We start from the raw sequence: 26922 nt of genomic DNA, 5'->3' as shown, positions 1-26922 counted from the left end.
CTTAAGACTGCACAATAGAACTGCTCATAACTCCATTATATTTCAGAAAAAGCCAGGAGTAGACACATTTTACGTAAAACAGACAAAATCAATGAAAAAAGAGGGTAATAACATATGTATGATGTCATTGTAATTGGTGGTGGATCTGCGGGCCTGATGGCTTGCGTTGCTGCTGCCGAGCATGGAGCCTCCGTGCTTCTGCTGGATAAAGGAGATCAACTGGGTCGTAAACTCGGCATCTCTGGCGGAGGTCGATGCAATGTAACCAATGCCAAGGAAACGGATGAACTCATCCGACATATTCCCGGTAATGGACGCTTTTTATATAGTTCGTTTCAGAATCTGGACAACCAGGGAATCATGCGTTTCTTCGAGAATCTCGGAATTGCCCTGAAAGAAGAAGACAACGGCAGAATGTTTCCTGTAACCGATAAAGCGAAAACAGTTGTGGATGCGCTGGTAGGCAAGATTGTCTCCCTCGGCGTTGAGATTCGCACCAAAGAACCGGTCAAGGAAATTATTCAGAATGGTCAGCAGGTACAGGGTGTTAAATTGATATCCGGTAAAACCATTCTTGGACGCTCTGTCATCATCGCTACCGGCGGCAAATCCGTACCTCAAACTGGATCTACCGGAGACGGTTATCCCTGGGCTGAGGCTGCGGGTCACACCATTACAGAATTATATCCAACCGAAGTGCCCATTGTGTCTGGGGAGAGTTGGATTCAGTCCAAAGAACTGCAAGGTTTGTCTTTAAGGGATATCGCTCTATCCGTAGTGGATGCCAAAGGAAAAACAGTCATCTCTCATCGCGGGGATATGATCTTCACGCATTTTGGAGTGTCTGGACCGGTTGCACTGCGCTGCAGCCAATTTATCCGCAAAGTACAGATGAAGACTGGAAACCCACAGGTCATTATGAGCATTGATCTGTTCCCGGAGCTGTCCCCAGGTGCATTGGAAGCACAGGTGCAACAGGTATTGGAACAAGAATCCCGCAAGGCTGTCAAAAACATTTTAAAAACATGGGTTCCTGAACGTATGATTCCCTTAATGATGAAACGGGCAGAGATCAGCGATGACCTTACGTTCCACCATTTTCCCAAAGGTATGTTAAGCAACTTGTGTGGGCTAATGAAGGCTTTTACCTTCCGTGCAGACGGAACAAGATCGCTCAAAGAAGCCTTTGTTACTGGGGGAGGAATCCACTTAAAGGAGATATACCCAAAAACAATGGAATCCAAGCTGCTGCCTGGACTATTCTTTTGCGGTGAAGTTTTGGATATTCACGGCTACACTGGAGGGTATAATATCACCGCTGCATTCTCCACAGGATATACGGCTGGTATGCATGCAGCTGAATATAAACACGCTAAACTATAATAGAGGTTGTTCAAAAAGTCCGCTTTTGATTACGAATCATGCCTAATGGCATCATCAGCGACGAATTGCTTCAGATGCCAAAACCCCCGATATCCACATCTGTGGAAGATCGGGGGTTTTGGGCATTGTTCCATTTTAGAAAAATTGGCTCGAACTGCTCTTAGCTTGTGATGCTTCTATGCTTTCACACTGCCTGAAAATCCATCAGCCGAATCATCGTATGTCGGGTCATCGCTATAGTTATGTCTGCCTTGCTCCGTCTGGCTTCCCTGGTTTCCGTTTGCATAACCCTCATTCCAGTCTTCATTCACGAGATGAGCCGGAATTGATATATTCTGAAACTGATCCAGTTCTTCCGTCTGTGAGGCAAATACGGCACTTCCTCCATGAGATTGTACAATCTCTACGGCAGACTGAGGATCTTGGCGATCTGTAGGGATGTACAATTCCAGCGGGCCGGACTGATATGGCTTATATCCCAATTCCTCCAAGGTTGCCCTTGCGGCATTCAACGCTGAATCGTCTGAAAAGTGCACCTGTAGTTCGCTATTATCCATCATCGTCTCTTCCTCCTTGCTACAGCTAATCTCTCATCATCCATGGATGAGATTCTTCTTCTATAGCATGGTCAGTTATAGCGCACGATATGCTCCGAATTAGAAAGGAATTCCTTTAGCCACGGGTAAGCCGAACCCATCCGGCAATAGATAACACACAAAGTCCGAAGGCCACCGTACCTGCAGCTGTCAGAATACCGACGATCCAGCCGAGCCAGGCCAATCCCAGCGTGAATCCTATAAGAATACCAATCGGGATGAACAACATCCGAACCATCATTGAACCCGCAAGATGCAGCGCCTCCGAATCATACGTTATGAGCTGAACATAGTCGGACGTGGCAAAAACATCCCAGGAACGATAAAACATCACCGTCAACATGATGATTAATAACGCACACACGATGACATTGACCGGAAAAGGTGGCAAGGCAACTGCTGCGATGGATAGTCCGCCAAGCTGCAGATACAATTTCATCGTGGCTGAGTTCCTGAAAAATGCCTTGTATGCAATCTCCGCTGTCCGATTCGCGATGGAACGATTGCGTAACAGTTTACGCGGTTTGCGGAAGATGATGGACCGTGTTCGTGGGGCTTTCGGCTTGCTCACCGCCCGGCTTAACATTAGAGCTGTAAGCTGCAGCCTGCTCCGCAGATCCTCCCGCACATCCCCTTCAAACGTTCCCTTCATCAATAGCCTCATCTGTCCAACTGTAATTAGAAGAAGCATGATAATTACGATTCCAAAACTGATTTTCCACGTCTGTCCATGCATCCATGATGTCGCATGAATGGTCATGTAACCTATGCCAACGACGAGAGGGATCATCTGAATCCAACGCCGCCATCCTGTATGTCGAACCTTCGTCATATGTAGTGTTATGGCTTGGAATGAAGCTACTGCACCAAACCAGACAGCCATAAGTGCAATCTGGAGATTCGACATCTCATAGACACGGGACCACAGGGGTGCGGTTAGCGCTGTAATCAGGATCATTTTGCCCAGATGTTGCAGACAGGACCGGTAGAGCCCTTGTCTCATTAACGTGCGCATCCACAACGGCCTTGATTTCAGAAACAATACATCCGCTTCCTCCACAAATATCAACACACCACCGGTAAGCATAACGACGTCAATCAGCCCAGTCAGTACGGGAAGCGGTAACCCTGTCGCCCATGCAGGAAGCGGTTTGGTCCACAGACTCGTGTACCATCCAATTAGATAGAGCAGACCCGGAACAAGCAGGTATACCCACACTGTCCAATCCACGACGAGTCTGAGATTTTTCATCTGTTCCCTGAAGTGCTCTTTGCGTCTTCGTCTGTATAAACGAAGTGGGGTATAACGCTGGGAAGTTTCCATTCTCTCTCACCCTCTCTCTATCTAAGACGTCAGTACATCAAAACAATCAAACAAAGAGGCTTCCGGCAATCCTGCCGCTTCACGGATCTCATCCAATGTTCCCTCGGCAGCAGATCTGCCCGAAGCAATCAGAATAAACCGGTCGCAGATTCGTTCAGCGGTATCCAGCACATGCGTAGACATGAGCACACCCGCGCCGCGGCGACGTTCATCATCTAGTAATTTCAGAAAATCCTTGGTTGCACGAGGGTCCAACCCGATGAACGGCTCGTCCACAATATAGATATCCGGTGAAGACAGAAATCCGATCATCAACATCATTTTCTGCCGCATGCCCTTTGAGAAACTGGCTGGAAGATCATTTCGAACATGGTCCATCCCGAAACGAATCAACAGTTCCTCCGCTCTGGCAACAAAAGCTTCTTCCTCCATTTCATATGCCGCTGCCGCCAGATCAAGATGTTCCCATAGGGTCATATATTCGTAAAAAACCGGTTGCTCCGGGATATAGGCATAACGACCATCTCCTCCAATCGTCACTTCATAGTTCGCATGTTCCAGCAGACCAAGAAGCGTTTTGATTGTGGTACTTTTGCCCGCACCATTTGGTCCGATAATACCTACCAGTTCTCCTCGCGCCACACTCATTCGAATATTGCGTATGGTCGATTGTCCCGGCTCGTATCCTGCCTCGGTAATATGTACGTCCAATATGGACTCTTGTACTTCCTTGCTTTTATATTCCATTCCCATATTATTCACTCCCTGTTCTGATCAGGTGTTTAACTCGTTCTTTATGTTTTATTGTAATCTATATCCGTTGAACTAAAGACCAGTTACACTGCACACTCCGATGACAGAACAACCTTCCGATCGCTGTTATCCCCCGATTTTTTGAATCAATTTGACAAGGTGAAAATCGGGGGATAAAGGCGAAGAATATGCTTCCGAAGTAGCTTTCTTGCAGAAAGCTTTTAGCTCCGCTTCTTCAGGTTCTTTCTGTCCTCTACGTTCTCGTGTAAATTTCCGCAATAAAATAAAGCAATAAATCATAGTAAAGTATGACTTATTGCTTACTATTATATTTCATTTTCAGTAACACAGTATGTACGAATAATCGAGACCAGTTCTTCAAATGTGTACTTGTGGTTCACCATATCGACAGTAAAGTCCTCAGCAAAAGTTTGATCCATTTTAAGATACACATTGTTATAACGCAGGAAGATTACCAGTGCGGTAAAAACCGTTCTTTTATTGGCATTATGAAAAGGGTGATTTTGGCCCAAAGATTGAAAAATCGCAGCAGATTTTTCATATATAGATGGGTAGGCTTCGTTACCAAAAGCTGATGATTGCGCTCTTATAATCGCGGATTCAAGCAGACCAGAGTCTTTAACTCCAATCTGCTCTCCAGGACTGTAACGCTTAATCATAGCGACATTGATCGCAATAACCTCTTGTATGCTCAAATACCGGGTCATGCTCATCTATCCTTGAGACCTTTCAAAGTTTGATCGTATTCACCTATCACATCAGCTAATGTATCCATAAAATCACTACTGATTCCGTTAGGCAAATTGACTTTTGTAGACTTCTTAATAATAATTTCCCCGTTAGACTGATTTACCTCAATTTGAACCATGTCACCTTGTTCAAGACCAATTTGTTTGAAGGCATCCGTCATGGTTAATCCAAGACTATTACCAAATTTCGTTACTTTTCGTTCCATTTCACTCACCCTATTCATTCATTTCCCTCCTTAGTTATACTATTCAACTGTTATAACAATTATACTGAAATCCTTGTCCATTTGCATATTATTTCGAATTTTGAAAAGCATAAAAAAGAAGCAGGGGTTCCGGAGCCCCTGCTTCTTCATATTACAGTGAAAATCTCATATTACCGATTTGTCTCCACCACAGATGTAGTTTCACTCTCTGCATCCGCATCCACGTTCAGACCCAGATCCAAGCTTCCACGACTTTCATTCGTGAAGTTACTGCTCGTGGTACGATCGCTGTCTTTAACGCTATTGTTGCGTTCGGATTGAGCCATCGTTGCACTCTCACCTTCTGTTTTCGCGTTCAGACCCAGATCCAAGCTTCCACGGCTTTCGTTCGCGAAGTTACTGTTCGTGTTACGCTCGCTGTCTTTCACGCTGTTATTGCGTTCGAATTGAGCCATCGTTGCACTCTCTCCTTCGGCTTTTGCGTTCAGACCCAGATCCAAGCTTCCACGGCTTTCGTTCGTGAAGTTACTGCTTACGTAATTACGCTCACGGTCGTTCACGCTGTTGTTGCGTTCAGTTTGAGTCATTGTTACGCTCTCACCTTCTGCTTTCGCGTTCAGACCCAGATCCAGTGCTCCACGGCTTTCACTCGCATAGCTGCTGTTCACGTTACGCTCGCTGTCTTTCACGCTGTTGTTGCGTTCAGTTTGAGCCATTGTTGCACTCTCACCTTCTGTTTTCGCGTTCAGACCCAGATCCAAGCTTCCACGGCTTTCGTTCGCGAAGTTACTGTTCGTGTTACGCTCGCTGTCTTTCACGCTGTTATTGCGTTCGAATTGAGCCATCGTTACACTCTCACCTTCCGCTTTGGCGTTCAGACCCAGATCAAGTGCTCCACGGCTTTCACTCGCGTAGCTGCTGCTGTCGGTACGCTCACGGTCGTTCACGCTGTTGTTGCGTTCAGTTTGAGTCATTGTTGCACTCTCACCTTCCGCATTCACGTTCAGACCCAGATCAAGTGCTCCACGGCTTTCGCTCGCATAGCTGCTGTTTACGTTCCGATCATCGCCGCCTCGTGAATAGTCGCTCATCGTTGTACCTTCTCCCGACACATTGGCATTCAGGCCAAGGCCCAGCTTGCCAGAACTGCTACGCTCAACTGTGTGGTCGGAAGAACGATCATTGTATCGGTTCGTGCTCTCTGAGGATAAGCCGGCGTTAAGGCCAAGATCCAGATTCAATGCTCCAGTTGCACTGGATGAACCTCCGTAGCTACCATGGGTCCCGTAACCTGTGTCACGGTGTCCTGACAGAAGAGATCCCAACTCCAGACGCAAACCTGCATTCAAATCCAGATTGCCACTGCTGTTATTGCTATAGCTATCTGCGTAAGTTGCCTGCGAAGCTCCCAGCAATCCAGCCACCAACGTACCCGACAATACCGACAATTTTACCCAACGATTCACTTTTTTCATGATTATATACACTCCTTCTCAATTTTGGTTGAATTAACGCCATTGTTATTGAGAGAAAGAGGTATATTGCGGCGGTCGTCCCGGTGGTGCCTGTGACCATTGACTGAACCCATCGAGCCGTTCCATTCGGAAGGCAAAATCATAATCTGGTGTAACCAGACCTGTTGTTGCTCCCGGAAGTGCAGCGGCTGGAGCGGTTGCTCCACCTCCAGCTACACCGGACGAACCGGAGCTTGTCCCTGCGGAAGCATTAACTGCTCCGGGAGAAGTTGCCGCAACAGACCAACTTGTTGGTCGTTCTGTGCGAGGCTGCAATGGAGATGCTGCATTATCATCATCTTGTTTCGAATTGGCTTCCGGGTTACTCCGCACTTGTTCGGTGACAGATAGTTTAGCAGAGTTCTGATCCACGAGGAATAACTCGTTATCAGACAAATCTGCATTGACATCGGAATCCTGCGTCAGATCGGTTCCCTCCACAGGCAATGCCTGCGGAACAACAGGTTGTTCTGGACGTACTTCTGGTTCCAGGGTGACCTCAATCACGTTGCCCGTAACCTGAACTGCGTCCTGCCCTTCCACGTTGTTCTGTGATGAAACAGGATCTGCGAGTGCACTCGTATTGGAAGTTTTAACATTCGGTGTTTTGACGACCGGCTGTTGTTCCGGAGTGACTACAGGTCGTTCCGGCTTCACACTTGGAATCTCCACCTTCTCCTGATCAGGATTGAGTTCAGCGGATACGTCTACAACAGGAACTTCTGCTTTCACAGAAGGAAGCTGGACATTTCCCTTACTCAGATCCACTCGGGATGAAGAGATATTGACCGAAGTAACCTCGGGTACATCCACCTTCACTGAAGGTAATTCAACCTTACCCTGCCGAAGGTCAGTTTTCACAGCAGACGTCTCTGCCTTGATTACCTCGGGTACCTCTGCGGTAACCCCGGGCAAGGAAGCTGTACCTTCGTTCAGATTCACCTGACTGCTTGATACATCGGCTTTGATCACCGGTGTATCCGCGTGTACAGACGGCAGTTCAACGGTTCCCTTCTTCGCATCAATCCCAATCTCTGATGTTCCGGCCGATCCAAGCGGTGTATCTACTTTCAGCTCAGATACACTCAACTTACCTGTGGATTCATTCGCTTTGATCGACGGAACTTCAACATCCAGTAGTGGTGTGGATACCGATACCGACGGAGTCAGATTCAACCCGCCATCCGAATCACGTGAAAACAAATTCAGCGACAATCCGCTGGACGGTTTTTCAGAAGATACCTGAGCCTCGTCTGCGTATACATGTGACGATCCAATCCCCAGCATCAAAGTCCCGGCGAGTATTGCCAATGGTATGCTTCCGAGACGCACAATCGATTTTGGTAACTTTACATTCAAGTTGCTTCACCCCCTTTCCGCTAATGCGTTGGTGGGACAAGGCATATGAGTTTTCCCCTAGGAATAATTAGAATACAGGGATTTCTGCCTGTTCCTCATTAAACGTGAAGGCGTTTACTCAAACGCCTTTTAATCATAAATTTAAAATTTGAAGTAAATTCAAACCTTCATTTCAACTGTTCTAACCTGAGCAGATTCGGCCTGTTTTCAGTCGCCTGCAATCATGGTCTTGGCTGCAATGGAGCCATTCAGATCGGCTTTTTCCCCGCTACGTTTCATCAAATAAATCAAACCAAGCAGGGTCAGCAAAATGCCTGAACAGACAAAAGCCGGCACTACACCGAATGAGGTGACCATGAATCCACCTACCACCGGGCCCATAATATTACTGGCTGTCATCACGCTGCCTACCGTTCCAAATACCCTGCCTGTCATCGCCTCAGGTGTCTGTTCCTGCAACAGGATCTGAAAGGGTACAATGGCAAACCCAATTCCGACACCTGCCAGGGCAAAGAGGGATACTAACAACAGATTGGCACCTAGCCCGGCGTGCGGCCAAATCCCAACAATAACTCCGGCTCCGCCGATAACCAGACCCATGAGTATGGTACCCAGACCCATTTTCAAAACATGCCCTGCATGCTTCCACTTCCGCACACTCATCGCTGCAATTAATGTACCTACGCCACTTGCTGCCACGCACCATCCCAGCAGATCACTTGAAATTCCGGGAAGTTGTCTGAATAACACCACAGTCTGTGAATCGGCAAATTGCAGAAAAAGTATGGCTGAAGCAAGCAAGATCAGAGACGTTCCTACATGAGGGAGAGATGCGAGCATGCGGATACCCTCCAGTGTTTCTTTCCAAAAAGAGTCTTTTGGGCGGTTGCGAACATCCTCAGCTGGCTCTTCCTCTACTTCTGTTACGTTATGAATTGCGGTTTGGATCACCCGAGTTCCAGGAATCCACAATAAAATGATGCCGGAAATCAGAAAAGACGCTGAATCGAGAACAAAACACCAGGTAATGCCAAAAGCGGCTACCAGCAGTCCACCAAGTGCTGGACCAATAATTTTGGACATCTGTTCGATCACCGAGCTGATGGATACAGCTTGCGCAAGTTGTTCTCGAGGTACAATTTCCTTCAGCTTTCCGTTTTTGGCCGGAGAGAAGATTACATCAAACAGGGATTTGAGGACAAGCAGTATGTAGACGTGCCAGATCTGGTCAGCAAAAATTAACGCACCCACGATGATAATTCTTGCACCATCAGCTACAATCATCAGCCATTTACGGTTCAGGCGATCTGCAAGCGTGCCTGCGAATGGCCCTGTCAACAGAATGGGTAATGCAGCGGAAAGTGTGACAAATGTAATCTCCCAAGGCGTTGCATTCCAACGGATACCCACGAGAGTCAGGATTGCGAGCAGATGCAGCCAATCACCCAGATTGGAAATGGCCTGTGCCACCATCAATGTTACAAAAGATCGGTTATTCTTCAGCGGTCGTTGCCCTTCAAACGTTAAATCACTTGTCACCCTTCTTCTCCTCCATTATCTTCCAATTCATAGTATAAACTCATTATATAGCGCAGCCCTTGACTCGACCTCCTGCCAGAGGCGGAGAAAAAGCGACATCTGAAGGATGATTTTTCAGCATGATGAATGATCAAATTTTAAATGCTAAAAATGCAAATCTTGTGACATATCGCATGTTTTTCGTAGAAATAGAAGTTTACAATTAAACCATGGCGACAACCTGAATCGTCAAATATAACTAACCAACTCATATAAGTTGAAATACTCTTTTACATGAACAGCATAACGATGGGGATAACAGTGATTGGAAGGTTGTTCTGTCCTCATAGTGGTAGGTTGTAACTTCATCATTTCAACTTATAAACTAATCTGAAAAGGCGGGATCAGCATGCTGGAATTACAAGAAATCGGAACCGAACGTTCACTTCATCTGTACCGCACCTTGGCCCAGACATTCAAGAGCGTGAATGAACACGCTGTATCCGGAAGCAAAGTGCATGGCTTCAACCCCACCGCATATGGGGTGCTCGAAGTGTTATATATGAAAGGAGCTCAGCCGATTCAACAGGTTGGTGCACAACTTCTGCTGCAAAGTGGTAATGTGACCTATGTGATTGATAAGCTGGAGCAAAAAGGATTGTTACACCGCAAACATTGTCCGCAAGACAGACGTATCATCTTTGTGGAACTGACCGAAGAAGGACAGCGCACCATGGATGACATCTATCCAGGCTATGCGTTGAAGATTGATCGGGCTGTAAGTGGACTAAGTGAGGAAGACAAGGATTTGCTGTCCGAACTCTTGGGAAGGCTTGCACATTCTGCAGACCGTTTATCAGCAAGCAGCTAGAGCGTATCTTCAAACCTGCCGTAAGCCAGAGCGTAACTGAATGTTCTGGAGCAGACATGGAGCGGGAGCGCTAACGAACCTGTGACGTCTTATTCAGGGTTTGAAGCGCTCGCAGCATTTTAAGGAATCTGACACACGCTATCCTTGAAAAAACAGCCGTTTACAACGTGTTTTTCAGGTAATTTCGGGAAATAACGTGTCTCATGTTCCTAACAATTAAAAAAGAGCAGCAGAAGGTCAAATAAGACGTTCTCGGTTCCTTAGAAATTCGTCTGGACGATTCACCAGGATCAGCCAGCCTTTACTTCAAAATGCTTTAGACCCGGACATTCCCCAACGTATCACTTGCCTGAGTTTGAAGATACACTCTAGTCCACTGCACATGTGCCATCAACAAAAATAACCGGATTTGCCTGACATCGGCAAATCCGGTTTTTTATATGTTTGTAATATATATATCTTCTTTTTACTTTGAGCCTTGTGGCTGCGGTGGAGCATCTGCATCTTCGGGTACAATTAAACGTTTGCGTAGAGCAAGCGTCGTTACCCACGAGATCAGTGCAATGACAAACATAATCACAAACAGGGAATGCAAGCTTCCTTCCAGCACGTTACGCAGCAGCGCCCATTTATCATCTGATAGGGCTGCATCCGTATGTGGTGCAAGCAGTTCGTTCAGATCACTCTCCGATATTCCAGCCTCAGCCAGATTCTGCTCACTGGATAACGTCGAGATTCGATAGTTCAACCAAGTGCCAAAAGCCGCTGCACCAATCGTCTGTCCCAATGTACGCATGAATGTATGCAGTGCCGTAGAGGAGCCACGTTCCTTATACCCTACAGACGACTGCGCAATAATGGTGAAGATCGTGAATGCAAACCCGAAGCCGAGACCATAAATAAAGGTCAATATAAATAGCACAGCCTGCGGGGATGTCCCGCCAACCAGAAAGAGTCCACCCGATCCAATTGCAATACCGGTTAACCCAATCAATGCGGTCATACGTGATCCAATTTTCATCAATAGACGGCCTGCCATCACACTACCAATGAGCCAACCCACCGACATCGGCGCGAGCAGCAGCCCGGATTCCGTGGCATTACCTCCCCGAACCCCCTGCACCCAGAGCGGCAAATAACTGGTCAGGCCGATCATCAAAGTACTGGTCAGCAGTCCAGCGATATTCGCCACACGGATGTCCCGAATTCGGAACAAATGTAGTGGAACCATAGGGGCCTGAGCTCTTTTTTCCACCACAAAAAATAAAATAATAAACAGAGCGGCGACCACACTCAGCACAACAATCAACGGAGAACTCCAGGCATAATACTGCCCACCCGCCGACAGGACAAACAACAATGCGGTAATGCCCACCGTGAAGGTCAGTGCACCGACATAATCAATCTTGGCCGTACGTGGAGAGATATCTTCCTTCAGATAACGAAATACAAACCACATCGCAAGCAGACCAAACGGCACATTAAAACCAAAGATCCACTGCCAGCCGAGATTATCTACAAAATAACCGCCAAGCAACGGTCCCGCCAGAGAGGAAATGCCCCACACGGAGCTAATCCAGCCCTGGATTTTGCCACGTTCTTCAATAGCGTAGATGTCCCCAATAATCGTAAATGTAACAGGAACTACCGCACCCGCACCAATCCCTTGAATAGCACGGAAAATAATCAATTGCTCCATGTTCTGCGACAGACAGCACAAGAGTGAACCCAGTAAAAATAACGCACAGCCAATCAGAAATACAGGCTTTCGTCCATACAAGTCACTGATTTTACCGAAAATGGGCGTACTCACTGCCATCGTCAACAGGTATGCGGTGAAAATCCAGCTCAGCAGCTGTACACTCCCCAGCTCGCTGACAATGGTCGGCCCCGCCGGACCAATTACGGTGCCTTCAATCGCTGACAGAAATGTCGCGAGCAACAGCCCCGTCAAGATGAAACTGCGCTTCAAACCTCCAGTTGCATTCACACAAACCCTTCTCTCTTTGTTCTCTATATAATTGGTGCTTCTCCAGCTTTGTTCTGTTTCTTCGTTTACGTGTAAATTTAAAAACAATTATATATTGTATCTTTTATTTACCTCGCTTGCGAAGGAACTCATCATACAACATGGAATACATCACCATATCCTTGTACCCGGTGGACGTATGTTGCACCTGTCGCAGCAATCCTTCACGCGTGAAGCCGCGGTTCGTCAGGAACTCGCCAGACGCCAGATTACGCGGATCAACCAGCGCTTCGATTCGATTAAGACCCATGGTCTCATACCCAAAGGGCAACAATGCAGAGAATGCCTCCGTCATATAACCGTGGCGCCAATAATCACGTCCCAGCTCATAACCGATCTCACCCCGGAATGCGCCTTCAAGCTGCCATGTGTTAAAGCCACAACTGCCGATGAGCTTGCCTGTTTCTTTGAGTTCGATCCCCCACCGGATCGCATCCTCTTCTCCTGCCATTTGGTTGAGCAGTCCAATCATGTCCGCCGCTTCGCTTGTCCCAATCATGGGTGCAAGATTCATGTAACGGGTCACCTCGCGATCTGACCAGCATGCGAACATCTGGGCCGCATCCCGGCGACGCATTTTACGCAGACGAAGCCGCGCAGTCTCCATTTCGGGAATTCTTCCTTTGCATTTATACATATAAAGACACTCCGATCCGATCTATCTCCGCAGACCATAATATTCACTAGTCATCTAATCATAACCTGCGCCGAATGGCAACTGTTCAGTCATGGATACACGTCAAAAAACCGGGCCAAGTTCGCTCCCGGTCTTGTTGTACGTATGGATCAATTCAAGTTTGAGTGAATTACGGAATCATGGCTTGTCCAAATGAATTTTAAGCTTTGGACGTTTTCTTGCCCTTCCCCAGTAATTCATCGCTAACCCGGCCAAACACAGCCGTGATTTCCTTGAATTCTTCGATGCCAGTCCCGGTTAGGCTCCATTGGTCCCCGTGGGCGGTCAGGAAATTCTCCTGTGTCAGGTGTTCTAGCTCCTGCTTGATCTCCCGCTCTCCAACGCGATATCCCCGTTCTTCCAATAGGGGCAGCGCCTCGCTAACGTTCAAATCCTGATTTTGCGCGAAATATAGTAGATGAATCCGTACAAAAAGATTCTGTACCTCTGCATGCATAAGCCAAGCTCCTTCCCGGGTTATAGCCCTCCGTGGTTGCTAAGTAATTACCCCACGTAAGAAGCTGAGAAACAGGAGGATTCTTCAGGTATTCCCTTCCCTTTCCGAAATCCTCCGCTTGACTAACCGCATCCTCTGCACTATCTTGAAAATAAGTACCATTTTGCTCGGGAGGGTGATTTACCATGTTTCAAGCTGTTTCCTATGAAGGAACACGAAGTGAGCAGCACACCGCCGTCCTGGGACAGTTAAGTGCTCTGATCCGCGATGAACCTAGTGCGATTGCCAATCTGGCGAACGCTGCTGCGCTGCTCAATGTATTTATGACCGACACCAATTGGGTCGGCTTCTATCTGTATGATGGAAAAGAACTGGTCCTCGGGCCATTCCAAGGACTGCCTGCCTGTATCCGAATTCCACTGGGACGTGGTGTATGTGGCACATCTGCTGCGGAAAAACGTACCCTGGTCGTTGACGATGTTCATGCCTTCCCAGGCCACATTGCCTGTGATGCAGCATCGAACAGTGAGATTGTCGTACCTATTATCAAAAACGGCGAACTGTACGGGGTGCTGGATATCGACAGCCCGATCAAAAACCGTTTTGACGACGAAGACCGCGTCTTCCTGGAGAAAGCCGTAAACCTGCTCACAGAGCAGTTGGAGGCAACCATACCCCTATAGGAAATGATGATTAAGGTGATCGGAGCCTCATCACATACGATGATGAAGAATCCGTAATAACAAAGAGCGCAGTCCTCTCAGAGGTCTGCGCTCTTTGTTATCCATTCTGATTCACACCCATGTTCTTGCTCGCCCATGTTACTTTATGCATCTAGGATAAATCATGTTCCGCTTTAATCATCATCCCGTCCCGCAGGAATTCAGCCAGCCTCGGGTGGTAACCATCATACATCTGACGGAAATTTTTATGCTCTACATACAGATTGGCCAAATCCCGATAGATCTCGGCGGTGGGTGTATAATAACCTTTGATCCATTCAAGATGCCTGCCGATAATCCGTTGTACTTTTGCACTACCGGGTTCCAATCCATCCTCAATGGCCTGTTGCAAGTCCAGATGAACTTGATCAATTTTCGCCTGGGAATCCAGATAATCTTCTTTCGATTTTATCTCCTGGTCAGACTTCTGAACACCCTCTGTCTGCACATGGTTCATATCATTATTGACTACAGGGTCAGAACCCGATTCATTCAGCAACTGGTGACGCCCCTTTTTTACAAAACCGATATAAAGATCATGTTCATCAATTTCATGTTCACCTTGCAAATGAGAGATCGTTTTGTCCAGTGTCTGAATCAATCCATGCAAACGAAGTGCCTTCTCCAGAATATCAATGCGATGCTGCTTCATGATGCGTATGACATCCTGAGGATTATCCCGGAGCATCGGGGCAATCTCATTCTCCTTCATACCTACTTCCTTACAGAAAAGGATTTGCTGGAGTCTCAACAATTCCTGCTTTTCATAATAGATGTCCTCATCTACATCCCCAAATGCCGGCTTCAGAAGACCTGTCTCCGCATACTGGCTCAGCTCGTTCAGACTTACGCCTGACATTCCAGATACGTCAACCATGGAATATGCCATTGAATACACCTCCTGCCTGTCCTGCAACTCCAGAGTTCAGGCTTAATTCGTAATGCATTGTATTTGAATAATGAGAGAATATAAGACTTTCGGCAATGCTGTACCGGTTCATTCCGCTCGTGCTCTGGATGGGTACATCATGCTTCGGTGATATGAGCGGCGTTTGGTCAGTTATGTTGCGGTATGTTAACTATGTTATACCCGTCTCATCAGATGTGAACCCGCATTCAGTGAAGAATCCGTATGTATTTTCAAAACTTTTTCCATGATCTTCAATTAAAAAAATCCTGTGCCATTATTCTGGCACAGGAGCGTCTGGTTATATCTCCATTAGCATACGGTATATTGAGTAAAAGAATGGAAGAGGATCATCCTTTGTTAAACATGACAAACTTCAATTCCGTCATTTCTTCTACTGCATATTTTACACCTTCACGCCCAATCCCACTTTGTTTCACCCCACCATAGGGCATGTGATCGACTCGGAACGTGGGAATATCATTAATCATAACTCCGCCTGCTTCGATCTGATCCACAGCATGGAGGGCGGTATGAATATCGTTTGTAAATACGCCTGCCTGAAGCCCGTATATCGAATCGTTAACATGTTCAATACCCTCTTCAACGGAATCCACCGGATTGATCACAACGATGGGTGCAAACACTTCCTGACAGGATACCTTGGCATCACGTGGAACGTTAATCAGTACCGTTGGACGCAGAACGCCTCCTTCAGCTTGACCGCCTGCTGCCACTTCAGCCCCGGCCTGTTTGGCTTCTTCAATCCAGTCGAGTGTACGCTGTACATCCTTGGAGGTAATCAGCGCAGAGACCACCGTATCCGGGCTCAGCGGGTCTCCGACCACCACTTGTTTGGCCGCTTCAGCAAAACTTCGGATGAATTCTTCCGAGATGTCACGATGTACGTAGATTCGCTGAAGTGAGATACATACCTGTCCCTGATACGTGAAAGCACCGGTCACACATCGAGGAACCACTTTTTCCAGGTCTGCGTCCTTATCCACAATCACCGCTGCATTCGACCCAAGCTCCAATGTCACGCGTTTTAGTCCTGCTTTGCTACGAATGCTCGTACCTACTGCTGGACTGCCTGTAAACGTAATGTGGGCAACACGAGGGTGTTCAACAAGCACATCCCCAATAGTTTTGCCGTCACCACTCACTACATTCAGTGCACCATCCGGCAATCCGGCTTCCTGAAGCAGATTAGCGATGTAATAGGAGGACAGAGGTGTCTGCTCCGCGGGTTTGAGAACAATTGTATTACCTGCTGCCAGCGCTGGGCCTACCTTATGTGCTACCAGATTCATTGGAAAATTAAACGGTGTAATCGCACCGATGACACCTAGAGGTTGCCGCATCGTATAACCGATACGCCCTTCTCCACCTTTGGCTGCATCCATCGGAACCGTCTCTCCGGTCAGCCGCTTGGCTTCTTCGGCGGCAAAACGATACGTTTCCACCGTCCGGTCAACCTCGGCCAACGCTGCCGTAATTGGCTTCGCCGCTTCAAGAGCAATGATTCGCGCTGCTTCTTCCTTGCGTTCTTCAAGCATGGAGGACAACTTGTACAGAATATCTGCACGCTGATGTGCAGGCATCTGGCGCATTGCCTTCCCAGCTTGAACCGCAGCTGCAACAGCAGCCTCCGCTTCCTCGGCTGAAGCCGACGAGACTTCTGCCAGCGTTTCCCCGGAATATGGCGCTTGAAGTGCTTTATAATCTACGGATTCGGTCGGTTTGCCACCGATAAACAGATGTTGTTTTTTCATATGCTGCATCCTCCATCCTTATAGAAACTAAAAGTTCAGTTCAATTTATATAATCTATTTATACACTATTTCCGTGCCATCAACCCACTACGGTGTTCAGCAATCATAGCTTGTAACGTGCCTGATGAGCCATTGTGGCGATCTTGAGCTACTGCATTAAAGGATTTCACAACCTATTTAACCGTCAGGACGGGGCATTCTGCATGCTTTAACACACCATGACTGACACTGCCCACGATCATCTCTGCGAGCATGCCTTTCCCGCCTGTACCCATCACAATCATTCCACAATCTCGTTCACGCGCCACACGGCAGATCTCATTAACGGGATCACCTGCAATCAGCAGTGTCTCATATGCAATGTCCCTTCCGGACAACTGTCTGGTCACCGGTTCTATAATGTGTTGCCCTTCTTCGGCAATCCGAGCTTCCAGATCAACACCCAATGCAGGTTCATTGATAGAGATAGCCGGATTAACATGCACGATCAACAGACTTGCGGGTTGTTTCATATCTTCAGCTAGGATCATTGCTTGTTCCAAAGCCTTATGCGCATGTTCCGAACCATCAACAGCAACTAATATATGTTTCAACATTGCAATCCCTCCTGTGAATTAATGTGATGTAATTGCGGAATCAATATCCCGCAGATGATGACGGCGTACCAGCAGTACCACGACACCAATCAGAACCATTAATGCGCCAAAATAAAACGGCGTTTCCGGCAGGAACCACTCGGACAATTTACCTGCAAGCCATGGAGCAAGTGCACCACCCAGGAAACGAACGAAGCTGTATGCAGCAGAAGCAACAGAACGCTCCACAGGTGCAGCTTCCATAACAGCCGTTGTAATCAACGTATTGTTAATTCCAAGGAAAATCCCCGCTACAATGACTGCAACAATAACGGTAGTTGGTGAACCCATCACCGTACCAATAGCCATAACAACAAGATCAATCGCGAACAGCGTAAGCATGACACTCATGGACGGAACTGATCCGAATCGGCGTTGTAATCTTGGTGCGACGAATACCGACGTAATCGCCAGCATCAGTCCCCAGCCAAAGAATACATAACCCAACCCGTGCTCATCCAGATTCATGACATATGGTGAATAAGCCATCAAGGTAAAGAATCCAAAGTTATACAGGAAGGCGGTAATCGCCAATGTTTTCAGTGAAGGATAACTTAATGCTTTGAACGGATCGGACAAAGAACTGCGTGTTTTCGGTTTGGCCATCTTGGGCAACATAAATGTAATGCTGATAAAGGCAATCGCCATCAGGACAGCCACCCCATAGAACGGACCGCGCCAAGAGATGGAACCTAGCTCACCACCAAGCAGCGGACCAACCGCAATCCCGAGACCAAGTGCTGCTTCGTACAAAATAATTGCCTTGGCTGTCCCTGACGTGGACAGTCCAACAATGGCAGATAACGCCGTTGCAATGAACAAGGCATTACCAAGTCCCCAACCGCCACGGTAACCAACCAGTGCACCTACCGTGTCTGAGGTACCGCCGAGAAAGGAGAAGATAATAATCAGCAATATACCGCTGAGCAACGTCCACTTCACACCAATCCGGCTGGATACGACCCCTGTAATCAGCATCGCTACCCCGGTTACAGCGTTATAACTGGTAAATAGCAGCGATACCTGGCTTTTCGAAGCATGCAACTGATCTGCAATCGCGGGCAGAATTGGGTCAACCAGACCCAGACCCATAAAGGATATGATACATGCAAAGGCGACCGCCCATACCGCTCGCGGTTGAGATAACAGGCCCCCACGTGATGACGGCAATTCGTCCGGTAATGATGGCTCTCTTTTCATACATAATTCCTCCTGTGAATAATTTATGTGGTTAAGCTTTACATTTGAAAATGACGTGAAAAACCATGAAAATTTCTATTCATTTTCAGAATTAGAGGTAACAAAACGGCACAAATGACACCGGAACATCCGGTGTTTGTACAGGATCGCCATAGGCACTATGGTGCTCCCTCCGTGTAGCGATTATGTGTATACAGTTTTGTTTATTAAACAATAGATGTAATTCGGTTAGCCGTCTTCATCACTCTTCGGATCATGTGCCTGTAACTTCTGAATACCGCTCCGAACGCGTTCACGCAGCTCTTCCAGTTCAGTCCGTACGGCATGTATGCTCTGAAGTTTCTGCTCAATCAGTTGCAACTGCCCATCCAGCGTTGTTTCCATCGTAGTGAGCTTCTCGATTCTTTCTCTTACTTCGGTCGTCTGCTGGTAGTCAAAACGTTGTTCGTTCAAGGCATCTGCCGTTGCCACATAGGTATGTAGCTCCTGAAGGGAGAATCCAAGTACCTCTTTGGCGCGAACCACCTTCTTCAGATAATCGATATCCTCCCGAGTGTACAACCGCGTCCCGCCATCTGTCCGCTGAGGTGAAGGCATGACACCAATCTCTTCATAATACCGAATGGTTCGCTTGGTCAAACCGCATTCCTTGGCTACGTCGTCGATTTTATATAAACTCATTTCCCTCACCTCATTCATATGTCTATAATGTTATGTACATAATTATATATAATATTAACGTTAACGTCAACGTTAGATTCTATCCCTGAATTCTTAGTGAGTTTAACATCCTCTACAATTTTCTATTTCAACAAAAAAAGACCCGCTTCACACGCAGGTCTTCCTCTGTACACTATTCATTCATTTTGCCTTAAACGTTCTGCTCATTCTGTTGCTGTTGAGCACGCTGCATTTGCTTCAGACGGCCTTCCACTCTGGTAAACAGTCTGAACGTATAGAACCCTGTAGCAACCAGACTCAGCACCAAAGCTCGTACATCTGTAAGCCAGAAACCGATAATGCCGAATATCGTAATGATCACTCCAAATTGCATCATCAGATTGGCGCTATAACTTTGCGCTTCGTCCCACAACTCGGGATTACTCATTGCACGCGGGGTCCGATAACCATATATTCCGTTAATCATTTTCGGTGGTTTTTTGAACACCATTAACCCCAGAATGAAATAACACACTCCAATGATGATCCCAACTATTGCTCCTGTCAAAACATTCTCCCCTTCACTGTTGTCTTCCATAGACCTGCTTACACTGACACTCCGATGACAGAATAACCTGCCGATGTAGCTTCGCTTCCTCAGGTTATCTCTGTCCTCTCCATTCTCGTGTAAATGTCCAGTTAGACTTATCTACATAAAAATATAAAAACGGCTCTACGTATATACGAAGAGCCGCCTGGATCGTTTCGTAAACTTAGATATTCTTCACACGAAGTACACGCATGGCGTTCAGGACAGCCAGCACTGTGACACCAACATCAGAGAATACCGCTTCCCACATGGTGGCTATGCCGAACACACCAAGTAGCAGGAAGATTGCCTTAACCCCCAGAGCAAACGCGATATTTTGCCATACGATCATGCGTGTACGCTTTGCAATGCGGATCGCACTCGCTAGTTTCGACGGTTCATCTGTCATGATGACCACATCTGCCGCTTCAATCGCGGCATCCGAGCCGAGTCCACCCATTGCCACGCCCACGTCGGCGCGCGCCAGCACAGGTGTATCGTTGATACCATCACCGACAAACACCATTTTTTCCTTCGGAGATTTGGCCGCTTCCAATTGCTCCAGTCGTTCGACTTTATCCTGTGGCAACAATTCAGCGTAGACCTCATCCACACCCAGCTCGCGTCCTACCGCTTCACCCACGGCTTTGGCATCTCCTGTCAACATGACCGTTTTGCGGATGCCGAGTTTCTTCAGCGCCTGAATGGCCGCGGCTGCGTCATCCTTCACTTCATCGGCAATGATCAGATGACCAACATACGTGCCAGCTTCAGCAACGTGGACTATCGTTCCAGCCGTATCTGGTGTGGTATAGGATATACCTGCCTGCTCCATTAATTTGGCGTTACCTGCCAGCACTTCCCGACCATCCACACTCACCTTGATCCCGTGTCCGGCAACTTCATCATAACCTTCCACACCTTGTGTAGGAATCGCTTTGGCCCAAGCTGCGCGAATGGATTCGGCAATCGGATGATTGGAGTTTGCTTCGGCAATGGCTGCCAGCTTCATTAGTTCTTCTTCCGTGCGTCCAACTTCGGGACGAATAGCTGTTACTTTGAATACACCTTTGGTTAGTGTACCCGTTTTATCAAAAACGACGACTTTCACATCGTTCAATGCTTCAAGATAGTTACTGCCTTTGACAAGAATCCCGTTACGTGAAGCCGCTCCGATACCACCAAAGAATCCAAGTGGAATAGAAACGACCAGCGCACAAGGACATGAGATAACCAGGAAGACCAATGCACGATAGATCCAGTCGGCAAATGTTGCACCACTAAGTATCAACGGCGGAACAAATGCAATCACAGCTGCGAGGATCACAACAACCGGTGTGTAATAACGGGCGAATTTACTAATAAAATGCTCTGTTTTCGCTTTTCGGCTGCTCGCGTTCTGCATCAGGTCCAAAATCTTGGATACCGTTGATTCACCAAACGTTTTGGTCACTTCAATCGTCAACATACCATTTTTGTTCACAAATCCACTCAGTACATCACTTCCGGACTCCAGCTCACGTGGTACGGATTCCCCTGTCAGAGCAGAAGTGTCCACCATGGAACGCCCAGCTTGAACGATACCATCCAGTGGTACTCGCTCTCCTGCTTTCACGACAATACGATCACCGATCCGTACGTCTTCCGGAGATACCCGCCGTGTCTCGTCACCCGAACCCGTCAGAATATTCGCATAGTCCGGGCGAATGTCCATCAGTGACTGAATCGACTTGCGTGACCGATTAACCGCCATGCCCTGAAACAGCTCTCCCAGCTGATAGAAGAGCATGACCGCTACCCCTTCCGGATACTCTCCAATGGCAAAGGCACCCAGGGTAGCGACGGACATGAGGAAGTATTCATCGAACACCTGACCACGAATGATGTTTTTGGACGCCTGAAGCACGATGTCTCCCCCGGCAATCAGATAAGCGAGCGCATATAGAGTAAATTGCGCCCAGCCCTCCAGCGGGGACCAGATTGCGGCTGCGAGCAGCACAGAACCGGCAGCAAGACGAGCAAGCAACACTTTGGTCTGTCCTGCACCATGTTCATGTGAATGGCCTGCATGGGCATCATCATGGGTATGGCTGTGATCATGCCCATGTCCGGCATGACTTCCGTGCTCATGTGCGTGGCCCTGCGAATCTCCATGATCATGAGTATGCGAGTGATTACCATGTGCATGTGAATGTCCATGATCATGTAAGGCATGGTCATGGCCGTGTTCCTGTGAATCAGATGCACTCCCTGTATGGGCGTGCACATGCCCGTTCATCTGTTTTCCTTTTTCCGAGATACGAATATGAGGCTCCAGCCGAAGCACTTTGCGTTTTGCTTCTTCCACTACCTGTTCATCCATGTCGGAAGTGGTGTGTAGCGATAATGTTTTGGTAACAAAATTGACAGAGCATTCGTTAATGCCCTTAATTTTTCTGACGCCATTCTCAATCTTCAATGCGCAGTTCGCACAATCCAGCCCATCAAGCAGCAGTTCCCTTTTCACCTGTTCCTGTCCGGTTCCCATGTGAATTCTCCCCTTTGCAGTACAAAAACAATGTTATATTTCAATTGTATTCAATATATGAGCACTCATTCATATGTTTGGTTACCCCTATTATATGCACGCCTAAACATGAGTGTCAACAATCGTTGTTGATTTTTCATACAGATTATGCTAATAGTAATCATTTCGCTTTAGGCGTGTTTTGGATATAATAGAGCTATAGTTGTTAACATAGGCGGTGATAGGAAATGGAACAACCGGTTAAAGCACCAAGCGAATGTGATGCAGCCTGCTCGGGTACTGAAGCCGACGTGCAGACGATTCGCACTTCACTCATGGATCGGGAGACGTCTTCCGAGATGGCAGATTGGTTCAAGGCATTCAGCGACCCCACACGTCTACGTATTATTGATGCGCTGTTACAGAAGGAATTATGTGTTCATGACCTGACGGTTCTGCTCGACATGGGACAGTCGGCCATTTCACACCAGCTGCGTTCACTCCGCAACATGCGGATCGTCAAGCGGCGCAAGGAAGGCAAGACCGTGTACTACTCTCTGGATGATGCTCATATTGAGCAGATTTTCCTGCAAACACTCCAACATATTAAACACAGCTAGGCAGCAGCCAAGCTTGTTCATGCAGAAGAACCCCCGCCTCTCGGCTGTATGCCGATGGACGGGGGTTCTTCTAGGTAAGGGTACCGTTTTATACAGGATACAAAGTGACTCTTCCTTCTGATTACCGATCAATTGGAGCTTGCCACTTCGGTTACAACAGATTGTTCTTGTTCGGATCGTACAGGCCGGATCTGTCCTTGAACCAGTTGAAGATATGTGATACACATACTTTCAGCACCGCGTATCCTGGAACAGCGAGCAGAATGCCCACGACTCCAAACAGATTACCCGAAGTCAGAATGACAAAGATAATCGTGATCGGATGAATCTTCAGCGTTTTGCCCATGATCTGTGGTGAGATGAATTTACCCTCGATTAACTGCACGATTGTCCATACGGCAACCATCTTCAGCAGCATCACTGGCGAAGTAACCAGGGCCACAATCAACGCAGGTGTAATCGCAATTGCTGGTCCCAGATACGGAACAACACTCGTGAACGATGCGATAATTGCAAGAATCAGTGCATAATCCAGACCAATGACCATATAACCGATGTAGAGCAAGATACCGATGCAGAAGCTGACGATAATCTGTCCACGAATGAATGAACTGATCTGGTGATTGATGTCTTCCAGTACATGCATTGCGCCCGTACGGCTCTTGATCGGCAGGAAAGACAGAATTTTCGCTGGCAGCTTCTTGCCGTCTTTCAGCAGATAGAACAGGATAAACGGAACCGTTACGATAGACAACACGGTCTCCGTGAAGGCTCCGAGGAACCCGCCCAATTTGGTCCAGGTCGAGTTCAGAATTTCAGTAGCCTTTTGGGAGATTGTTCCCCACCAGTCCTGCGAATTCAGGTTCACCGTTTCCTGGAACTGACCGAACAATTTACTGCCCGTAAGCTCCTCAAACTGCTGTTTTACCGTCTCACTGTACGTTGGAAAGTTTTCAATTAGTCCTACAATCTGGTTACGTACAACTGGAATGACTGCCAGCACAACGACCGTCAGAATGCCTCCAATTGCAAGATACAGGATCAGAATGGACCAGCCGCGCTTAATTTTCCACCTCTCCATCACATCCACAATCGGATTCAGCAGATAATAGAGTATGCCTGACAGAATGATCGGTAACACAATCGTCTTGATGAGTACTGCGAGCGGATGAAGAACAAAGGATACTTTGGTCAGAACCATCACGTTCAGTCCCACCAACAGCAGAATCAGCAGAAATAGCACAAACTTGTTGTTAAGAAAAAATCGCTTGAACCGCTCCGGCCAAACGCGGGGTTGCTCAGGTTGCTCCATAGGCGTGTCGTCCTCTCTTATGACGCTTAATCAAAACTAAACTATAAAGCTAGATAAATGCCCCACACACGAATAAAAAAGTACCTTGTACAAGCCAACATATGTATAACACTCTGGATTTATACGTATGGTGCCGATTAACCGTTTCAAATTAAACCGATAAAGTCATTTTACCCCAAAATGAGTCTTCTGCCCCACACGAATCATTTGCAAATTCTCCCTATTCAAAAACGGCTCGCCTCAATGGGAGACGAACCGTAAATTTATAGCTCTAGCCTTCCATTAAGCCAGCTTTAACGCTGAAAATGGAGATTAGGCTCTTCCCGCCAATTGTGCGATTAACTCATAGGAATGCAGACGTGCCTTATGATCATAGATCATCGACGTAATAATCAGCTCATCTGCCTGCGTCTGCCGGATGAAGGATTCCAGCTGTCCACGTACCGTTTCTGGCGAACCATTCACAGCTGCTTTCAGTGTCTGCTCAACACCAGCTTTCTCACGATCCGTCCATTTTCCTTCCATCTCTGCCGGAGGCTGTACCAATCCCGTTGTGCCACGAATAATGTTCAGGAACTGCTGTTGCATCGTTGTACCCAGCCATGCTGCTTCTTCGTCTGTATCCGCAACAACAGCATTGACACCAACAATCACATGTGGCTCCTTCAAGCTTTCTGATGGTTGGAAGTTGTTTCGATACGTCTCTAATGCAATCCGGGTATAATCGGGCGAGAAGTGGCTGGCAAAAGCAAACGGCAATCCCAGCTGACCTGCCAGACGTGCACTGAAATCACTGGACCCCAAGAGGTAAATTGGAATATTCAATCCTTCTCCAGGAACTGCGCGAACAGGCGCATGATAAGATGTCGCCGAAGCATCAAAGTATGCTCTTAGTTCTGCCAACAGCTCAGGGAAATCTTCCCCACTGTTCAGATCTTTGCGCAGTGCAAGCGATGTACGGCGGTCACTACCTGGTGCGCGACCCAGTCCCAGATCAATTCTGCCAGGATACAAGGATTCCAGTGTGCCGAACTGCTCAGCGATGACAAGCGGTGCATGGTTAGGCAACATGATGCCTCCTGAACCCAGACGAATCGTTTTGGTTCCACCAGCCAGATATCCAATAACAACCGAAGTTGCGGATGAAGCAATACCCGGCATGTTGTGATGTTCAGCTACCCAGTAACGGTGATATCCCCAACGCTCAGCATGCTGTGCCAGATCCAGGCTGTTGCGCAAAGCATCAGCAGGTGTTGCACCCACTACGACAGGAGCCAGATCCAGGATGGAAAGCTTAACGTCATTGATGTGTTCTTTATGGGATGAAGCCGTATTTTCTGTAGTCATTATCGTTTAATCTCCTCGATGATTATATTTTTGTATATCCAGATATATAGATTAATTAAATCGCAACTGGATATGGTGATGTGATGATAAACTAGCCGTTTACATCCGGACGGAATCCCTGCCTGCAAGTGCATCCTAGCTTCCGTTCCGGCATCCGGCTTATAACTCGTTCTGCACGTACTCGGCAAACTGACGGATCGTCTCCTCGTTGCGCCGATAATACGTCCATTGTCCTCTTCGCTCGGAGAGCAACAATCCTGCCTTGAGCATAGTCAGCAGATAACTGGATATAACCGACTGAGCCAGTCCAGCCTTCAGTTGAATCGTGCCAACACAGATTCCGTTCTTGCCACCATCCGGATGCTGAGATAGTTCCAGCGGTGGAAAGTGTTGCTCCGGGTTTTTGAGCCACAACAGGATTTGTCTACGTGTCTCGTTCGATAACGCTTTGAATATAAGTATAGGTTCCATGGGTACGATTATACCCCCTTTCATCCATTTTGCAAACACATGAACAAACAAACCGACTCATGATTGAGTCGGTCTGGAATCATATGGAATCCAAATTTAGAATCAACATCCATATTAGAATTTGGTTGTAACCGTTTGTTTAACCTGATCCAACATGGCTTGATATGCGGGTGCATCCAGGTATCCAATACTCCCAAAGAGCAGATGATCTACGGCTTCAATGCCTACAAAATCGAAGATACCTACGTCTGAAGTTATTTTCAATCCAGCAGTCATGCCAATCTGATCATATATTTCACTTGGTGTACCATGTGTGTTGATGATGAGTCCTTTTTTGCCTGTCAGCAATTTCTCAATTCCCGCTTCACCCGCTGCATATGCAAAACCATAGGCGAATACACGGTCAACATATCCTTTCATAATGGCAGGAAGACCTGTCCACCAGATCGGATAGATGAATGTAATAGCTTCTGCATCCGTAACAAACTGCTGCTCTGTAGCGATATCCTGTGGTGTCTGCCCTGCGCGCATGGAAGCTGTATCATCTTCAGTCAGTACGGGTTGGAATCCAAGCTTATATAAGTCACGAACAACCACTTCATGACCTTGAGCTTCGAGAGCTTCTACAGTAGTAATGAGGATTGCATTATTAAGGCTGTCTGTGCGTGGGTGAGCATATACGATAAGATGTTTCATAGTGTGAATCCCTCCAGGTTTGGTTT

26 protein-coding genes are annotated in these 26922 nt (G+C 47.3%); 4 read left to right on the top strand and 22 right to left on the bottom strand.

From position 1 onward, the window contains the following. The first annotated feature begins 114 nt into the window (after positions 1–114). Positions 115–1383, top strand: coding sequence for a BaiN/RdsA family NAD(P)/FAD-dependent oxidoreductase (locus MHB85_RS03265; RefSeq protein ID WP_091018765.1), 1269 nt, complete (start codon positions 115–117; stop codon positions 1381–1383). Positions 1384–1559: 176 nt separating this feature from the next. Here the strand turns inward: MHB85_RS03265 and MHB85_RS03260 are convergent, their stop codons facing one another. From MHB85_RS03260 to MHB85_RS03225, 8 genes are all read right to left on the bottom strand, one after another. Continuing rightward, entirely contained in the window at positions 1560–1943 is a 384-nt protein-coding gene (locus tag MHB85_RS03260; RefSeq protein WP_091018768.1) for a hypothetical protein, read from the bottom strand. A gap of 112 nt (positions 1944–2055) precedes the next feature. Then, positions 2056–3303 (bottom strand): ABC transporter permease, encoded by a 1248-nt coding sequence (locus tag MHB85_RS03255; protein ID WP_091018770.1) that lies wholly within the window; start codon positions 3301–3303, stop codon positions 2056–2058. 21 nt (positions 3304–3324) lie between these two features. Beyond that, positions 3325–4056 carry an ABC transporter ATP-binding protein gene (locus MHB85_RS03250; RefSeq protein WP_091018771.1) on the bottom strand — a complete coding sequence of 244 codons (732 nt, stop codon included), beginning with the start codon at positions 4054–4056 and terminating at the stop codon, positions 3325–3327. A 326-nt stretch (positions 4057–4382) separates the two neighbouring features. Further along, positions 4383–4790, bottom strand: a complete 408-nt coding sequence (locus MHB85_RS03245; RefSeq protein WP_341072372.1) for a type II toxin-antitoxin system death-on-curing family toxin — start codon at positions 4788–4790, stop codon at positions 4383–4385. Next, the gene (locus MHB85_RS03240; protein ID WP_091018775.1) at positions 4787–5050 is read right to left on the bottom strand and encodes an AbrB/MazE/SpoVT family DNA-binding domain-containing protein; all 264 of its coding nucleotides are present in this window, start codon (positions 5048–5050) and stop codon (positions 4787–4789) included. The genes MHB85_RS03245 and MHB85_RS03240 overlap by 4 nt, the downstream gene beginning before the upstream one ends. Positions 5051–5202: 152 nt before the next feature. Continuing rightward, on the bottom strand, positions 5203–6507 hold the full coding sequence (locus tag MHB85_RS03235; protein WP_341072371.1) for a hypothetical protein: 1305 nt from the start codon (positions 6505–6507) through the stop codon (positions 5203–5205). Positions 6508–6552: 45 nt separating this feature from the next. Beyond that, positions 6553–7905, bottom strand: a complete 1353-nt coding sequence (locus MHB85_RS03230; protein WP_341072370.1) for a hypothetical protein — start codon at positions 7903–7905, stop codon at positions 6553–6555. A gap of 207 nt (positions 7906–8112) precedes the next feature. Beyond that, positions 8113–9444 (bottom strand): MFS transporter, encoded by a 1332-nt coding sequence (locus MHB85_RS03225; RefSeq protein WP_341072369.1) that lies wholly within the window; start codon positions 9442–9444, stop codon positions 8113–8115. A 388-nt stretch (positions 9445–9832) separates the two neighbouring features. Between MHB85_RS03225 and MHB85_RS03220 the strand changes: the two genes are divergently transcribed. Next, complete coding sequence (locus MHB85_RS03220; protein WP_341072367.1) at positions 9833–10294, top strand: MarR family winged helix-turn-helix transcriptional regulator; 462 nt, start codon at positions 9833–9835, stop codon at positions 10292–10294. 466 nt (positions 10295–10760) lie between these two features. On the opposite strand, the gene MHB85_RS03215 is transcribed toward MHB85_RS03220, so the two are convergent. From MHB85_RS03215 to MHB85_RS03205, 3 genes are all read right to left on the bottom strand, one after another. Beyond that, complete coding sequence (locus MHB85_RS03215; RefSeq protein ID WP_223199962.1) at positions 10761–12266, bottom strand: MDR family MFS transporter; 1506 nt, start codon at positions 12264–12266, stop codon at positions 10761–10763. A 121-nt stretch (positions 12267–12387) separates the two neighbouring features. Further along, a complete protein-coding gene (locus MHB85_RS03210; protein WP_036614167.1) occupies positions 12388–12960 on the bottom strand; it encodes a GNAT family N-acetyltransferase in 573 nt (190 codons plus the stop codon). A 199-nt stretch (positions 12961–13159) separates the two neighbouring features. After that, positions 13160–13456, bottom strand: coding sequence for a hypothetical protein (locus MHB85_RS03205; RefSeq protein WP_036614170.1), 297 nt, complete (start codon positions 13454–13456; stop codon positions 13160–13162). 185 nt (positions 13457–13641) lie between these two features. Between MHB85_RS03205 and MHB85_RS03200 the strand changes: the two genes are divergently transcribed. After that, on the top strand, positions 13642–14139 hold the full coding sequence (locus tag MHB85_RS03200) for a GAF domain-containing protein (RefSeq protein WP_124118769.1): 498 nt from the start codon (positions 13642–13644) through the stop codon (positions 14137–14139). A gap of 151 nt (positions 14140–14290) precedes the next feature. Here MHB85_RS03200 and MHB85_RS03195 read toward each other — a convergent pair whose 3' ends face one another. From MHB85_RS03195 to MHB85_RS03165, 7 genes are all read right to left on the bottom strand, one after another. Continuing rightward, on the bottom strand, positions 14291–15067 hold the full coding sequence (locus tag MHB85_RS03195; protein WP_341072365.1) for a MerR family transcriptional regulator: 777 nt from the start codon (positions 15065–15067) through the stop codon (positions 14291–14293). Positions 15068–15435: 368 nt separating this feature from the next. After that, positions 15436–16860 carry an aldehyde dehydrogenase family protein gene (locus MHB85_RS03190; protein ID WP_341072364.1) on the bottom strand — a complete coding sequence of 475 codons (1425 nt, stop codon included), beginning with the start codon at positions 16858–16860 and terminating at the stop codon, positions 15436–15438. 173 nt (positions 16861–17033) lie between these two features. Next, entirely contained in the window at positions 17034–17456 is a 423-nt protein-coding gene (locus MHB85_RS03185; protein WP_091018789.1) for a universal stress protein, read from the bottom strand. An 18-nt stretch (positions 17457–17474) separates the two neighbouring features. Further along, positions 17475–18695 carry an MFS transporter gene (locus MHB85_RS03180; RefSeq protein ID WP_105602403.1) on the bottom strand — a complete coding sequence of 407 codons (1221 nt, stop codon included), beginning with the start codon at positions 18693–18695 and terminating at the stop codon, positions 17475–17477. Between the two features lie 228 nt (positions 18696–18923). Next, positions 18924–19376, bottom strand: coding sequence for a MerR family transcriptional regulator (locus MHB85_RS03175; protein WP_341072363.1), 453 nt, complete (start codon positions 19374–19376; stop codon positions 18924–18926). A 190-nt stretch (positions 19377–19566) separates the two neighbouring features. Then, positions 19567–19923: an SdpI family protein gene (locus MHB85_RS03170; protein WP_179198608.1), complete on the bottom strand. Its 357-nt coding sequence runs from the start codon at positions 19921–19923 to the stop codon at positions 19567–19569. Positions 19924–20128: 205 nt separating this feature from the next. After that, positions 20129–22471 (bottom strand): heavy metal translocating P-type ATPase, encoded by a 2343-nt coding sequence (locus MHB85_RS03165; protein ID WP_341072362.1) that lies wholly within the window; start codon positions 22469–22471, stop codon positions 20129–20131. Between the two features lie 227 nt (positions 22472–22698). Here MHB85_RS03165 and MHB85_RS03160 point away from each other — a divergent pair, with 227 nt between their 5' ends. Beyond that, positions 22699–23070 (top strand): ArsR/SmtB family transcription factor, encoded by a 372-nt coding sequence (locus tag MHB85_RS03160; protein ID WP_091018799.1) that lies wholly within the window; start codon positions 22699–22701, stop codon positions 23068–23070. A 151-nt stretch (positions 23071–23221) separates the two neighbouring features. On the opposite strand, the gene MHB85_RS03155 is transcribed toward MHB85_RS03160, so the two are convergent. The 4 genes from MHB85_RS03155 to MHB85_RS03140 all read right to left on the bottom strand — a co-directional run bounded on the left by MHB85_RS03155 (position 23222) and on the right by MHB85_RS03140 (position 26896). After that, complete coding sequence (locus MHB85_RS03155) at positions 23222–24382, bottom strand: AI-2E family transporter (RefSeq protein WP_036614215.1); 1161 nt, start codon at positions 24380–24382, stop codon at positions 23222–23224. 312 nt (positions 24383–24694) lie between these two features. Further along, on the bottom strand, positions 24695–25729 hold the full coding sequence (locus MHB85_RS03150) for an LLM class flavin-dependent oxidoreductase (protein WP_091018801.1): 1035 nt from the start codon (positions 25727–25729) through the stop codon (positions 24695–24697). 159 nt (positions 25730–25888) lie between these two features. Beyond that, on the bottom strand, positions 25889–26200 hold the full coding sequence (locus tag MHB85_RS03145; protein WP_017690814.1) for an ArsR/SmtB family transcription factor: 312 nt from the start codon (positions 26198–26200) through the stop codon (positions 25889–25891). Positions 26201–26314: 114 nt separating this feature from the next. Continuing rightward, positions 26315–26896: an NAD(P)H-dependent oxidoreductase gene (locus MHB85_RS03140; RefSeq protein ID WP_091018803.1), complete on the bottom strand. Its 582-nt coding sequence runs from the start codon at positions 26894–26896 to the stop codon at positions 26315–26317. Between the last annotated feature and the right edge of the window lie 26 nt (positions 26897–26922).

The organism is Paenibacillus sp. FSL K6-4396 (assembly GCF_038002525.1).
GTDB classification, from domain to species: Bacteria; Bacillota; Bacilli; order Paenibacillales; family Paenibacillaceae; genus Paenibacillus; species Paenibacillus amylolyticus_B.
The sequence above is the reverse complement of the archived record's forward strand: the minus strand, read 5'-3'. Positions and strand labels throughout refer to the sequence as shown.

What these genes read in the sequence shown, in the direction of transcription:
- MHB85_RS03180 (WP_105602403.1), bottom strand. Translation starts at nt 18,695, where the DNA reads ATGAAAAGAGAGCCATCATTACCGGACGAATTGCCGTCATCACGTGGG.
- MHB85_RS03250 (WP_091018771.1), bottom strand. Translation starts at nt 4,056, where the DNA reads ATGGGAATGGAATATAAAAGCAAGGAAGTACAAGAGTCCATATTGGAC.
- MHB85_RS03235 (WP_341072371.1), bottom strand. Translation starts at nt 6,507, where the DNA reads ATGAAAAAAGTGAATCGTTGGGTAAAATTGTCGGTATTGTCGGGTACG.
- MHB85_RS03240 (WP_091018775.1), bottom strand. Translation starts at nt 5,050, where the DNA reads ATGAATAGGGTGAGTGAAATGGAACGAAAAGTAACGAAATTTGGTAAT.
- MHB85_RS03265 (WP_091018765.1), top strand. Translation starts at nt 115, where the DNA reads ATGTATGATGTCATTGTAATTGGTGGTGGATCTGCGGGCCTGATGGCT.
- MHB85_RS03175 (WP_341072363.1), bottom strand. Translation starts at nt 19,376, where the DNA reads ATGAGTTTATATAAAATCGACGACGTAGCCAAGGAATGCGGTTTGACC.
- MHB85_RS03165 (WP_341072362.1), bottom strand. Translation starts at nt 22,471, where the DNA reads ATGGGAACCGGACAGGAACAGGTGAAAAGGGAACTGCTGCTTGATGGG.
- MHB85_RS03150 (WP_091018801.1), bottom strand. Translation starts at nt 25,729, where the DNA reads ATGACTACAGAAAATACGGCTTCATCCCATAAAGAACACATCAATGAC.
- MHB85_RS03220 (WP_341072367.1), top strand. Translation starts at nt 9,833, where the DNA reads ATGCTGGAATTACAAGAAATCGGAACCGAACGTTCACTTCATCTGTAC.
- MHB85_RS03195 (WP_341072365.1), bottom strand. Translation starts at nt 15,067, where the DNA reads ATGGCATATTCCATGGTTGACGTATCTGGAATGTCAGGCGTAAGTCTG.
- MHB85_RS03200 (WP_124118769.1), top strand. Translation starts at nt 13,642, where the DNA reads ATGTTTCAAGCTGTTTCCTATGAAGGAACACGAAGTGAGCAGCACACC.
- MHB85_RS03190 (WP_341072364.1), bottom strand. Translation starts at nt 16,860, where the DNA reads ATGAAAAAACAACATCTGTTTATCGGTGGCAAACCGACCGAATCCGTA.
- MHB85_RS03160 (WP_091018799.1), top strand. Translation starts at nt 22,699, where the DNA reads ATGGAACAACCGGTTAAAGCACCAAGCGAATGTGATGCAGCCTGCTCG.
- MHB85_RS03140 (WP_091018803.1), bottom strand. Translation starts at nt 26,896, where the DNA reads ATGAAACATCTTATCGTATATGCTCACCCACGCACAGACAGCCTTAAT.
- MHB85_RS03145 (WP_017690814.1), bottom strand. Translation starts at nt 26,200, where the DNA reads ATGGAACCTATACTTATATTCAAAGCGTTATCGAACGAGACACGTAGA.
- MHB85_RS03155 (WP_036614215.1), bottom strand. Translation starts at nt 24,382, where the DNA reads ATGGAGCAACCTGAGCAACCCCGCGTTTGGCCGGAGCGGTTCAAGCGA.
- MHB85_RS03210 (WP_036614167.1), bottom strand. Translation starts at nt 12,960, where the DNA reads ATGTATAAATGCAAAGGAAGAATTCCCGAAATGGAGACTGCGCGGCTT.
- MHB85_RS03255 (WP_091018770.1), bottom strand. Translation starts at nt 3,303, where the DNA reads ATGGAAACTTCCCAGCGTTATACCCCACTTCGTTTATACAGACGAAGA.
- MHB85_RS03245 (WP_341072372.1), bottom strand. Translation starts at nt 4,790, where the DNA reads ATGAGCATGACCCGGTATTTGAGCATACAAGAGGTTATTGCGATCAAT.
- MHB85_RS03205 (WP_036614170.1), bottom strand. Translation starts at nt 13,456, where the DNA reads ATGCATGCAGAGGTACAGAATCTTTTTGTACGGATTCATCTACTATAT.
- MHB85_RS03185 (WP_091018789.1), bottom strand. Translation starts at nt 17,456, where the DNA reads ATGTTGAAACATATATTAGTTGCTGTTGATGGTTCGGAACATGCGCAT.
- MHB85_RS03260 (WP_091018768.1), bottom strand. Translation starts at nt 1,943, where the DNA reads ATGATGGATAATAGCGAACTACAGGTGCACTTTTCAGACGATTCAGCG.